The 12339-nt window shown below is 59.0% G+C and carries 11 protein-coding genes and 1 pseudogene; 4 read left to right on the top strand and 8 right to left on the bottom strand.

The window, feature by feature from the left end:
- Positions 1 to 130: 130 nt before the first annotated feature.
- Positions 131 to 553, bottom strand: a complete 423-nt coding sequence (gene exbD, locus C1N58_RS00505) for a TonB system transport protein ExbD (protein ID WP_006118163.1) — start codon at positions 551 to 553, stop codon at positions 131 to 133.
- A gap of 5 nt (positions 554 to 558) precedes the next feature.
- Positions 559 to 1284, bottom strand: a complete 726-nt coding sequence (exbB, locus tag C1N58_RS00500) for a tol-pal system-associated acyl-CoA thioesterase (protein ID WP_199227862.1) — start codon at positions 1282 to 1284, stop codon at positions 559 to 561.
- Between the two features lie 695 nt (positions 1285 to 1979).
- Here exbB and C1N58_RS00495 point away from each other — a divergent pair.
- Positions 1980 to 2495 (top strand): hypothetical protein, encoded by a 516-nt coding sequence (locus tag C1N58_RS00495; protein WP_226375065.1) that lies wholly within the window; start codon positions 1980 to 1982, stop codon positions 2493 to 2495.
- 15 nt (positions 2496 to 2510) lie between these two features.
- Here the strand turns inward: C1N58_RS00495 and C1N58_RS00490 are convergent, their stop codons facing one another.
- Together C1N58_RS00490 and C1N58_RS00485 are read right to left on the bottom strand one after the other, a co-directional pair.
- Positions 2511 to 3887, bottom strand: a complete 1377-nt coding sequence (locus C1N58_RS00490) for an MFS transporter (protein ID WP_394564491.1) — start codon at positions 3885 to 3887, stop codon at positions 2511 to 2513.
- A 279-nt stretch (positions 3888 to 4166) separates the two neighbouring features.
- Positions 4167 to 6059: a bifunctional sugar phosphate isomerase/epimerase/4-hydroxyphenylpyruvate dioxygenase family protein gene (locus C1N58_RS00485; protein ID WP_162285896.1), complete on the bottom strand. Its 1893-nt coding sequence runs from the start codon at positions 6057 to 6059 to the stop codon at positions 4167 to 4169.
- A gap of 233 nt (positions 6060 to 6292) precedes the next feature.
- Here C1N58_RS00485 and pcaH point away from each other — a divergent pair, with 233 nt between their 5' ends.
- From pcaH to C1N58_RS00470, 3 genes are read left to right on the top strand one after another with little or no spacing between them, the layout of a single operon-like run.
- Entirely contained in the window at positions 6293 to 7033 is a 741-nt protein-coding gene (gene pcaH, locus C1N58_RS00480) for a protocatechuate 3,4-dioxygenase subunit beta (RefSeq protein ID WP_033739780.1), read from the top strand.
- Entirely contained in the window at positions 7030 to 7650 is a 621-nt protein-coding gene (pcaG, locus tag C1N58_RS00475) for a protocatechuate 3,4-dioxygenase subunit alpha (protein WP_033739781.1), read from the top strand. Before pcaH ends, pcaG begins: the two co-directional genes overlap by 4 nt.
- A 60-nt stretch (positions 7651 to 7710) precedes the next feature.
- A complete protein-coding gene (locus tag C1N58_RS00470) occupies positions 7711 to 8643 on the top strand; it encodes a LysR substrate-binding domain-containing protein (protein ID WP_033739783.1) in 933 nt (310 codons plus the stop codon).
- A gap of 9 nt (positions 8644 to 8652) precedes the next feature.
- Here the strand turns inward: C1N58_RS00470 and pcaC are convergent, their stop codons facing one another.
- The 4 genes and pseudogenes from pcaC to pcaF form a co-directional block, all read right to left on the bottom strand.
- Positions 8653 to 9039: a 4-carboxymuconolactone decarboxylase gene (pcaC, locus tag C1N58_RS00465; RefSeq protein WP_394550780.1), complete on the bottom strand. Its 387-nt coding sequence runs from the start codon at positions 9037 to 9039 to the stop codon at positions 8653 to 8655.
- Positions 9040 to 9795: pseudogene (gene pcaD, locus C1N58_RS00460) on the bottom strand (3-oxoadipate enol-lactonase); the annotation flags it as partial.
- A complete protein-coding gene (locus C1N58_RS00455; protein ID WP_162285892.1) occupies positions 9792 to 11132 on the bottom strand; it encodes a 3-carboxy-cis,cis-muconate cycloisomerase in 1341 nt (446 codons plus the stop codon). The gene C1N58_RS00455 and the pseudogene pcaD, both read right to left, overlap by 4 nt.
- Before the next feature lie 3 nt (positions 11133 to 11135).
- The gene (pcaF, locus tag C1N58_RS00450; protein WP_033739787.1) at positions 11136 to 12338 is read right to left on the bottom strand and encodes a 3-oxoadipyl-CoA thiolase; all 1203 of its coding nucleotides are present in this window, start codon (positions 12336 to 12338) and stop codon (positions 11136 to 11138) included.
- Position 12339 lies beyond the last annotated feature (1 nt).

The raw sequence follows: 12339 nt of genomic DNA, 5'->3' as shown, positions 1-12339 counted from the left end.
AAAAAAAGCGCGTCGGGCTGAACGCGCTGTCTTACAAAACAAGGGATAAACGGATGAAGGAGAAACAGGCGAAACGCACTCAATGCAAGGCTGTGCAGGACGGGTTTAGCCTGCGCACATCAACGACGCGTTATTTTTTTACCGTCTCCATCCCCATCAGGCCGATCTTGAGATAACCCGCCGTGCGCAGTTCATCCATCACGCTCATCAGGGTTTCATAATCGACCGATTTGTCGGCCTGGAAGAAAATGGTGGTATCTTTGTTGCCTTGCGTCTGCTGCATCAACACGTTGATAAGCGCGTCCTTGTTCACCTGATCGTTACCTACGTAAAGCTGCTTATCGGCTTTAATCGAGAGATAGACCGGTTTTTCCGGACGCGGTTGCGGCGCACTGGTGGACGCGGGCAGATTCACACGCACATCCACCGTTGCCAGGGGCGCAGCCACCATAAAGATAATCAGCAGTACCAGCATCACGTCGATAAACGGCGTGACGTTGATTTCATGCATTTCACCATCGGTTTCTGAGCTGTCGTTAAATCGCATTGCCATAACGCTTACCCCAGACGCAGTTTTTGCGCGGCGGCAGGACGGCTGACCTCAGGCTGAGCCAGGTTTCCCAGGTCGATATCGCGACTTTGCAGCAGCATGACCTGCGCGGCAACGTCGCCTAAGGAGGCTTTGTAATTAGCGATCATACGGGCAAACACGTTATAAATCACAACCGCCGGAATCGCCGCGACTAAACCAATGGCCGTCGCCAGCAGCGCTTCGGCGATACCCGGTGCCACGACCGCCAGGTTAGTCGTCTGGGTTTTGGCAATACCGATAAAGCTGTTCATGATGCCCCAGACGGTACCAAACAGGCCGACGAAGGGCGCCACCGAGCCAATCGTGGCCAGGAAGCCATTCCCGCGCCCCGCATGACGGCAGAATGCCGCAACCCGACGCTCAAGACGAAACGCAGTGCGTTCTTTAATGCCGCCGGTTTCTTCCACGCCTGCGGACAGGTCCAGCTCGTTTTGCGCATCATGTAACAGCACCGCGCTGTGGCTGGCCGCATGGAAGCTCTGGGCCGCGCGCGCGGCATCATTGAGACTGCGGGCTTCGCCTAATGCCAGCTGTTCACGCTTCAGGCGACGTCTGGCGGCGCTCAGCTCAGCGTACTTCCCGAAGAAAATGGCCCAGGTCACGACTGAGGCCAGTAACAGACCGATCATGACAACCTTCACCACAATATCGGCATGCTGATACATGCCCCACACGGAAAGGTCCGCTTGCATTAAATCACTGGCTACCACGCTGCTTCTCCAACTTCATATACAGGATGCGGAATAAGGGCAAATGATAGCAAAAATCAATCGAATTGATAGTGGTTCTCATTAGTATTTACAATCAAATAGCTGGACATCGCTGGAAGAAGGGATAACGCGTAGCCGTATCTGTTGCACCGTGTTGCCTGTATCCGGACAGTATGCAACGTAGCGATGAGGGCGGTCAGAAACTGCCTGGTCGATGGCTGATGCGCATGGAGAGTGAGTTGATCCGCAGCCCGCCCTGCTGAGCACGCTAACCGCAGACGCAGGGAAAGTGTTTTGTGGCGTTTAATAAGCCATCGGGCGTCATAATGGCGCGAGAAAAATAATTTTATCCGGTCCAGCATCAATCTGAATTTTCATTGTCAGATAAGCCAGCACGTAAAACATTGAGGCCGCCAGTCAGGGTTTGCCTGTTGTAAGTGGCCGTTGCGCAAACATAATGAAAACAGCCGATGAGTAACCTCTTTATCGCCAGCCTGATGACGTTTTTTCGTCGAATAAAGCAGCAGGGCCGCTGTGCTTCACATAACAGGATCGCTGCCTGCAATCGCCACGCTGATCGGCAATCCGTCCGGGCCCATGCGGAAGATGCGTCACTGAGTGCCGGCGCGCGCCGGTCCTCTTTGGTATCTTTACCAGGCGCTGAGGACTCGCCACAAATGCCGGGACGCCCAGCCTCTCTCTGGCTGTCGCGCGTCTTCCTGCTTATCTCACTGCTGTTGCCGGGATCGGGCATGGTTTCACCCTGTTCAGGGGCGTGCTATGCCGCGACGAACACCTTGATTACGTTACACTTCTTCAGGCGCTGCTATGAATCGGGCAAGCCCTCATCCGGTATGGTGAAGTGTTTCAGTCGTCAGCTCCGCACGGTCGCGCTCATTCGCTTTATTCATGCTTCACGCAATGCGGCACCGCCGGGCAAACTGAAGCGTTTTCACTATGCGCATCACGCCGGTAAAAAGTCCGTCCGGCCGCCATTCCGTGCAGACAGCGGGGAAGCGCCAACACCGGTAAGTACGTCAACCTCCCCCCTGTTCCAGCCTGATACCTTACTGCGTCAGCGCCCTGCGCAACCGCTGCCGCCCTGCCTGAGTCAGGCAGACAACGCGGCACAGCAAAATCTGTTTGTGCCGCAACGGGACATGGACGCGGGCTTACTGCCCTGTCTGCATTGACGGCGGCTGGGCAGGTTAATGGATATCCCCCGGGCTGACGCCCCAGCGGGAGACGGTGCCGCTGTCCGCGCGCTGGCGCTGCTGATAGCGTCCTTTCGCCGCAATCATTGCCACCGTCAGCAAGGCCGGAATCGCTAATACCGCGAAAATCGTGGTAACGCCCCATCCCAGCGCCAGCATTTCCGCGCCCGCCAGCGCACTCAGGATTGCGCCAACGCGCCCGACGCCGTGCATCCAGCTGGAACCGGTTGCCCGCGCCTCGGTGGGATAAAAGCTGGCCGACAGGGCATTCATTCCGGTGTTCGCGCCACCAATGCAAAAGCCTATCATCAGTGCGCAGCCGCCAAGCAACACCGGATGCGTCATCGACAGCCCCATACAAACAGTAAACAGTCCACCCGCACCGTAAATCAGCGATAAGGCACGATGCGATTCAATACGATCCATCAGCCAGCCGGAAAACAGAGAACCGCATGTGCCGCCAGCCTGGAACAGGGCCGTAATAACCGCTGCCTGAACCACGCTAAAACCGTTGTCTTTAATCAGCATCGGCAGCCAACTGCCCAGGGTGTAAAACAGAAACAGTGCGGTGAAATAGGCGCCCCACAGCATCAGGCTGCCGAAGCGGTAGGTGTCATTGAGGACGACTTTAACAGGTTGCGCGTGAGCCCGACTGACCGGGGGCAACGCCAGCGTACACTGTTGCAGATCCAGATCCGGGGCCAGTTTCGCCAGGATACGGTGAATTTTTTGGCTGGCCGCGCGCCTGACCACCAGAAAGCAGACCGACTCCGGCAGCGCCCAAAGCAGTAACGGCACAAACAGGATCGGCAGGATGCCGCCCAGCAACAGCACAGCATGCCAGCCAAAGTGCGGCATCAGCCAGGAGGCGGCGAAACCGCCCAGTGCCGCGCCAAAAGTAAAGCCACAAAAAACGACGGTGATAAGAAAGGCGCGCCGTCTGGCCGGGGCAAACTCTGCCACCAGCGTCCCCACATTCGGCATCGCCGCGCCTAAACCCAGGCCGGTGAGAAAGCGAAACAGGACCATCTGTTCCATATTTTGCGAGAAGGCGGTGATCAGCGTCCACGCGCCAAAAAAGAACACGCTGTTAATGATGACCACTTTTCGGCCCAGCTTATCGGACAGCGGACCCGAGAGCATCGCCCCCAGCGCCAGTCCCACCAGCGCCGCGCTGATAATCAGCCCCAGTTCGCGATTCGTGATCCCCCAGTCTGCTTTTAATTCAGGGGCAATAAACCCCATGATGGCGATATCGAACCCATCAAGCGCGATGATGCAGAAGCCGAACAGCACCACAATCTTTTGCCACATTCCCAGCGGGCGGCTGTCGATTAACGCCCGAACATCAATTGCTTTGCTTTCCGCCACGGTGACTCTCCGGTGAAATAAGTAATGTGCAGTTACTATATGCAGGCGCTGCAGGGCAAGAAATGGCGATAATCGAAATTTTGTGCGTTTATCGCGCAACCTGCGCCCGTGCGGGCAGCTGAAATGCGTTAATGGCTTGTTAAAAATAAGGAATTTTCTGGAAAGTCTGTCTGGACTGTCCGGTGAGGATTGTGAGCGTGATCGGCGTGATGCCAGCAAAGGGAAAGAGAGAAAACGCGGGATTGGGGTAACGGGGCCAGTCAGCCTGGCCCCTGTGTATTACCGCATGGCGGTCAGCCGTACCGGCGCGTTTGCCGCACCGAAGCCGTGATAGCGACGCCGCCGCTCCAGTAGTTCAAAGAAAAAGCGCCCTTTTTCATAGGGTTCCGTATAGACGTGAAGCAGCTCTCCGCCCTGTTCATCGCGATCATACATCACGTCAAAGCGCTGTAACTGCGCCAGAAAATCCGGGTCGAGGTCAAAGCGCGCCAGCAGATCCTGATAATAGTTAGCGGGGATGCGCAAAGTTTTCAGGCCGCGTTCGCGGGCGGCTTTTACTGCGCTGAACAAATCGTCGCAACCAAACGCCACGTGCTGTAATCCCGCCCCCTGGTAGGTCGTCAACGCACGGGCGATCTGCGTTTCCCGGCTGACCGACATATTCAACGGCAGACGGATAGCATCATTCGGGCTGCGTAAAACGCGGCTGCGCACCAGCCCAAGCGGATCAGGCAGTTCCCATTCGGTATCCTGAACAAAGCCCGGTACGCTGCGCAGGAACATAATCCAGTTGTCGCGCGTTTCATCCGGCAACGCGATCGCCAGATGATCCAGGGTCTGCATCGCAGGCTGAGGCGCACTGCGATGCGTTAAATTGAAATCACTGTGGTAACCGTCCTGACCGGCGGGCTCGTCTTCCACCAGATAAATCAGGCTGCCATCCGGCGCGCATAAAGCCGGTATCTGACGTTCATTCGGGCCGGTTTCGCCCTGCCAGATAGCGTAGCCATAATCCTGCGCCCGCTGAATCAGGTTCTCCACGCCGCGTACGCGCCAGGCCACTGCACAGAGGGAAATACCATGCTGATGGTAGTAACCGCTGGCCTGGCTGTCGGGCTGCGCATTCAGAATGACGTTGACCTTGCCGTTGCGATAAAGCGAAACCTGTTTCGAACGGTGCTCGCCCGCGTGCACCAGGCCAAGCTGCGTGAGCCACTGCCCTAACGCCAGCGCATCGTTATGGCTGACGGCAAATTCAATAAACTCCAGTGCCAGCAGCGGCGGCTGAGGCGCTGAGTGAAATAATTCTTCTCCCGCCAGTGAAGCCAGCGCGCTGGGCAGCAGCGGTTGTCTGACCAGCCAGTCGCGGGTTTGCTCCTCCAGCCACAACAGCGATCGGTAGCCGTCCTGCGCCGTCGGCACTACCGGTGAAGCGCGGAATCCGTCGTTAAAAATCTCCAGCGACCAGGCATCGCGATAGCCATGTGCTGACAGCTGCGTCATAAACTGCGTCAGATTCAGTTCCCCCTGGCCGGGGAAGCAGCGGAAGTGACGGCTCCAGGAAAGCACGTCCATTTTCAGCAGCGGCGCATCTGCCAGTTGCACGAACACTATTTTTTCGGGCGGCACGATGTCCAGACCGTCAAGGCTGTCGCCGCGAGACAAAATATGAAAACTGTCGAGCACAATGCCAAAGGAGGGATGGTCCACCGCTTCCACGCGGGCCCAGGCATCACGCCACAGGCTGACATGTCGGCCCCAGGCCAGCGCCTCATAACCGAGGGTAATACCGTACTGCGCGGCCAGCTCCGCCAGCGCACGCAGATCGCTGACCTGGGTGTTGAAATCATCGCTGCAGTCGGGTGACACATTACTGCATACCAGCATCCGCTGGCAGCCCAGTTGCGTCATCACCTCAAACTTGCGCGCCGCACGGGCCAGATTTTGTGCCAGCCTGTCACGCGGGCCGCCTTCGAAGTCACGGAAGGGCTGGAACAGCAAAATTTCCAGCCCCAGCTCTTCGCACAACTGGCGAATCTCCACGGGTGAGCCGGGATAATAGACTAAATCGTTATCGAAAATTTCGACACCATCAAAGCCGGCGGCCGCGATTGCGCGCAGCTTTTCCGGCAGCGTGCCCGATACCGAGACCGTTGCGACAGAACGTTTCATTATTGCCTCCTGATAAACGGTCACAGGGTGACCTTAAAGCAGCCAGTCAGCAGCGAGGCGTTCTGCTAACGGAGATTGGCAATTGTTATGAACCAGATGGAACATTTCGTCAATGTGACAGGTCATGATTTTTGGTTATGAGCAAAGCTACGTTTTTTCACTTTTCTTTTACAAGTTACGCTTCCTACACTCGTTCCTCTGTACGCGAAAAACAAAACAATAAGGATGCCTGGATGAAAAATGACTGGCCCGCCCGTGAACTGGTACACCGTGATTACCGCCATCACCCGCCGGCGCTTGCGCCGTTGTACAAAACCAGCATACTGCGCTCGCCGCGCAATGCGCTGATTTCGCTGCAAAATTCCTTATCGGAAATCACCGCACCGGTGTTCACCCGTCAGGAGCTGGGCCCCCGGGACAGCGATCTGATTCTTAATTATGCGAAGGACGGCCTGCCGATTGGCGAGCGCATCATTGTGCATGGCTACGTGCGCGATGCGTTTGGTCAGCCGGTGCGGAATGCCCTGGTTGAGGTATGGCAGGCCAATGCTGGCGGTCGCTATCGTCATAAAAAAGATCAGTATCTGGCCCCCATCGATCCGAATTTTGGCGGCTGTGGTCGCATGCTGACCGACGACAATGGCTACTACTGCTTTCGGACCATTAAGCCCGGCCCCTATCCCTGGCGTAACCAGGTCAGCGACTGGCGTCCAGCCCATATTCATTTTTCCCTTTCTGGCGAAGCCTTTGCTCAGCGCTTGATTACGCAGATGTATTTTGAGGGCGATCCGCTGGTAGGACGCTGTCCTATCCTGCAGTCGGTAGGCAGCGAAGAAGCCGTCCGCACCCTGATTGCAGAGCTGGATACGCATTCGGCGATTCCCCTGGACTGTCTGGCCTATCGCTTTGATCTGGTATTGCGGGGTCACCGCGCAACCTGGTTCGAAAACCGCACTCAGGGAGCCGCATCATGAAAAACTATCTGCCTGAAACGGCCTCACAAACTGCCGGCCCTTACGTGCACATTGGCCTGGCACCGCATGCCGCAGGCTTTGATATCTTTGAACATAATTTCAGCGAGGTGCTCACGCAGCCGGAAACGCGCGGTGAGCGCATTACCGTTGAAGGCTGTGTTTACGATGGTTCTGGCACGCCGGTGCGCGATGTGCTGATTGAAGTGTGGCAGGCCAATGCCGCCGGGCGCTACCAGCATCCCGCTGACCAGCAGCACGACAAGCCGCTGGATCCGGCGTTTCGCGGCTGGGGGCGCACCTGCTCCGATTTTGACAGCGGCATCTGGCGTTTTGAAACCATCAAGCCCGGCAGCGTGACCGGCCGCGACGGACGTCCCATGGCGCCGCACCTCAACTTATGGATTGTGGCACGAGGTATCAATATCGGCCTGAACACCCGCCTCTATTTTGCCGATGAACAGGCGGCAAATGCCCGGGATCCGGTGCTGAATCTGATTGAGTGGGAGAAGCGGCGCAACACCCTGCTGGCACACCGTGAACAACGCGGCAGCGAAACGGTTTACCGTTTCGATATCGTTCTGCAGGGCGAAAACGAAACCGTATTTTTTGATGTCTGACGCTTAACAATCTCGCTACATTGTCCTTGCCGCTGCGGCGGCAAATTCTTACCATGAGCCATGGATAGTGTTTCCCGGTTCAGTCAGCGCGTGCGCCTGCGTCATCTTCACGCTTTTGTTGCCACCGCGCAGCAAGGGACGCTGGGCCGTGCCGCCCGCCAACTGGGTATTACTCAGCCCGCCTTATCGAAAACCCTCAGCGAACTGGAATACCTGACCGGTGAACAACTGCTGGTGCGCAGCCGCCAGGGAACAGCGCTGACCGCCAGCGGGACGCGCTTTCTGCATGACGCCATTCGCATCCTGGATGCACTTACGCTGGTCGATCAGGTCATGCGTCCGGACAGCGCGCCACATCTCGCGCCTCTGCATATCGGTGCCTTGCCGACCGCCATCGGCAGCGTGGTTGCGCCGGTGCTGGCCAGCCTGCAGCAGCACTATCCGGGCTGGCGTATACAGGTCACTACGCTTTCGAACGACGCGCTGCTGATGGCGATAAAGTCGGGGCAAATGACGCTGGGAATCGGACGGATGGCGGAACCGGTTCTGATGGACGGTCTGAACTTTGAACTGTTGTATCTGGAAACACTGCGTCTGGTCGTGGCCCCGCACCACCCCTTGCTGCATGCGGGCGTGACCCTGGCAGAAGCGCTCAGTTGGCCGTTGATCCTTTCGCCACGCGGCACCGTACCGCGTCAAAATGCGGAATCGCTGATGACCAGCCATGGGCTGACCCTGCCCGAAGGCGCGGTAGAAACCCTGTCAACGACGCTGGCGCGGCGGCTGACGCAAAACCACGGTTACGTCTGGCTGGTGCCCTACGGCGCGGTGCGCGACGACTTAACGAGTAATCAGCTTCGGGCTCTGCCGCTGCCGAACCAGGGCATGGCCGAAGCGGTGGGCATCCTGACCCGTCAGCAGCATACACCGCCCCCTGAACAACAACATCTGGTGGCGGCATTGCGTCAGCGGGTGCTGGATGTCCCGGTCTGACGCCGCGATTTAACGGGCACTATCCCGCTCGTCGAAAATGCTTTGCGCCAGGTGGAACGCCGCGTTCGCCGCAGGCAGGCCACAATACAGCGCGGCATGCATCAGTACCTCTTTGATCTCATCCCGACTGACCCCGTTATTGAATGCGGCCCGCAGATGCATTTTCAGTTCGGCTTCACGGTTAAGCGCAATCAGCATACCGATGGTGATCAGGCTGCGCGTGTGGCGCGACAATCCGGGCCGGGTCCAGATCTCTCCCCAGGCGTAACGACTGATGAAGTGTTGAAATTCGTCGTTCAGAGGGGACAGATTCTCCAAAGTGCGCTCCACATGCGCGTCACCGAGTACCGCGCGGCGCAGCGTCATTCCCTGCTGATAACGCTGCTGCTGCGTCAGTTGCGCGTCAATAAACGGCTGCAGGGCACGATTAAACGCCAGCCACACCTCCACACTGGAGAGATGCGACGCAGGCAACACCACCAGCTGCGCGCCGTGGATGTGCGCCACCATGGCTTCTGCGTCGGCCACCGTCGTCACGGCATCGTCCCGCCCCGCAATGACCAGCACAGGAAGATGAATGGCCGCCAGTTCGTGACGTAAATCTGCGGCAGCCAGCGCATCGCAGCAGTCCGCATAACTTTCTGCATCACAGGCACGCAGTTGCGTGAGCAACGCCTGCACGGTGGCGGGTGCCCGTTCGCAGAACGCCGGCGTAAACCAGCGTGCGGCGGCCCCGTCAGCAATCACCGCCATACCGTACTGACGCACCTGCGCTGCGCGCTGCTGCCAGGCCGCAGACTCACCGATCTTCGCAGCGCTGTTGGCGACCGTGAGCGTGATCAGGCGATGAGGATAGAAACGGGCCAGCCAGAGTCCGGTCAGCCCGCCCATCGAAATGCCGCAAAAATGCACCCTGTCGATAGCCAGCTTATCCAGCAGCGACAGCACCGCCATCCCCAGCTGTTCCAGCGAACGGGTTTGTCCGTTCGGTGCCGAGGCACCGTGCCCCGGGACATCGTAACGCAGAATGCGATAATGACCGATCAGCGCATCGCGCTGGGGCTGCCACATGTCTGCCGTCGTTCCTAAGGAGTTGCTGAATAACACCACCGGAGCATCGTCTGGCCCCTCAAGGATGTAATGAAGTGTCATGATTCCCTCGCCGCCGCTAAAACCTGTTGAATAAAGCGCGCCGCACTGCCCGTGGCATTGGCCGGGTCGAGCAGCGCCTCCAGCGTTGAATGACTCAGGCGCGTTCTGACCGTTTCATCCGCGCTCAGTACGGACAACAAACTCTGCTGTGTGTCCAGCGCCCGGCGGCAGCACTGCTCAATATGATGGTGCGCCTGCTGGCGTCCCATCTCGTTCGCCAGCGCCAGCGTGACCGCTTCCGCCATAATTAATCCCTGCGTCAGGCCAAGGTTACGTTGCATGGCATCTTCATGCACCTCCAGCCCGTCGATCAGTTCCGTGCTGTGGGCCAGAGCCGCGCCGCTCAGTACGATCAGCTGAGGCAGGCTCTGCCACTCGGCCTGCCAGCCACCCAGCGCACGCTCGTGTTCCTGCACCATCCCGGCATACAGACCGGACATCAGCGCCGGTACCCGATTGGCCGCGCTGAGAATGGCGGCGCACAATACCGGGTTACGTTTATGCGGCATGGTTGAGGAGCCGCCCCGCCCTGCCGCCTGAGGTTCGCTGATCTCCCCTACCTCGCTCTGCATCAGCAGCGACATATCCCGCGCCAGCTTGCCCAGCGTCCCGGTCAGGCCGGCATACCAGCCTGCCAGCTCGGTAAGCCTGTCGCGCTGAGCATGCCAGGGCGTGGCGCTACGCGGCAAATTCAGCGCCTCGGACAGTGCCTGCTCGACCTGCTCGCCTTTATCGCCCAGCGAGGCCAGCGTGCCTGCCGCCCCGCCAAACTGCAACGCCAGTACCCGCGGCTGCATCGCCCTGAGGCGTTGTCGATCGCGTACCAGGGCGTCCAGCGTGCCTGCCAGCTTTAGCCCAAGGGTAACGGGCAAGGCATGTTGCAACCACGTGCGTCCGACCATCAGCGTTTTGCTGTGCCGTTCGCACTGCGCGCTCAGCACGGCAATCAGCCGATCCAGCAGCGTAGCCGTACCGCTGAGCGCCGCGCGCAGTTGCAGCATCAGTCCGCTGTCGATTGCGTCCTGGCTGGTTGCGCCCCAGTGGACATAGCGCGCCGCCTCGGGCGATCGGGCAGCCACCAAAGCGGTCAATTGTTTGACGAGGGGAATCGCCAGGTTGCCGGCCAGCCCTGCGGCCTGGGTCAGCGCAGCGGCATCGATCGCGTCGGCACGGCAGCAGTCCTGAATGATCTGCGCAGATTCGCGGTCCATCAGCCCCGCACTGGCAAGTGCCTGTGCCAGGCCAGCTTCAAAATCCAGCATCCCCTGCAGCAGTGCCGTATCGCTGAAGCCCTCACTGAGAGGAGAAGCCATAAACATGGCGCGGTAAAGAGACATTGATTATACCCGTTCCAGAATAAGTGCGATTCCCTGCCCGACACCGACGCACATGGTGCAGAGTGCGTAACGTCCTCCGGTGCGCCGCAGGTGATAGGCCGCGGTCATGGCCAGCCTTCCACCGGATGCGCCGAGCGGATGGCCCAGCGCTATTGCGCCGCCGTTAGGGTTCACCTGCGCGGCATCGTCGGCCAGCCCGAGCGCCCGCGTCACAGCCAGCGCCTGGGCAGCAAACGCTTCATTTAATTCGATTACGTCCATTTGTGCCAGCGTCAGGCCACTCTGGGCCAGCACTTTGCGTACCGCAGGTACGGGACCATAACCCATGATACGCGGTTCAACGCCGCAGGCAGCCATCGCGACCACACGCACCAGCGGCGTGAGGCCGTGGGCGGCAACCGCGTTTTCACTGGCGAGTAATAAGGCGCAGGCCCCGTCATTGATGCCCGAGGCGTTGCCTGCCGTCACGCTGCCGTCCGGCGTCACGACGCCTTTTAATCCCGCCAGCGCCGCCAGGGAGGTACTGCGCGGATGCTCATCGCAGGCAACAGTGATGGCTTCCCCTTTGCGCTGTGGGAGAGTGACGGTCATCAGCTCGTCACTGAACAGGCCCATCTCCTGCGCACGCGCGGTACGAAGCTGGCTGCGTAGCGCAAAGGCATCCTGATCGGCGCGGCTGATGGCAAAATCGCGTGCCACGTTTTCCGCCGTTTCCGGCATGGTTTCAACGCCAAAGCGGGCGCGCATCTGCGGGTTGATGAAACGCCATCCCATAGTGGTGTCTTCCATTTTCAGGCTGCGACTAAACGCGCTTTCTGCTTTTCCGGTCACGAAGGGCGCGCGCGACATACTCTCTACGCCGCCTGCGATCATGACCTCGGCTTCGCCGCATTTTATTGCCCTGGCCGCCATGCCGATGGCATCCAGCCCCGAACCGCAAAGACGATTGATCGTCGTGCCAGGCACGCTGGACGGCAGCCCGGCCAGTAACAGGGCCATACGCGCCACGTTACGATTGTCTTCGCCTGCCTGATTGGCGCAGCCATAGATCACATCATCGATCGCCTGCGCGACAGAAGCAGGCTGACGGGCAAGCAGCGCCGCCAGCGGTAAAGCCGCCAAATCGTCTGCCCGAATTCCCGCGAGCGCGCCGCCATAACGGCCAAATGGCGTGCGGAGCGCATCACAAATAAAAGCCTGTTGCATT

The sequence above is a fragment of the Pantoea sp. SGAir0180 genome (assembly GCF_043546245.1).
Note: the sequence above shows the minus strand (reverse complement) of the source record. Positions and strands in the feature narration are given on the sequence as shown.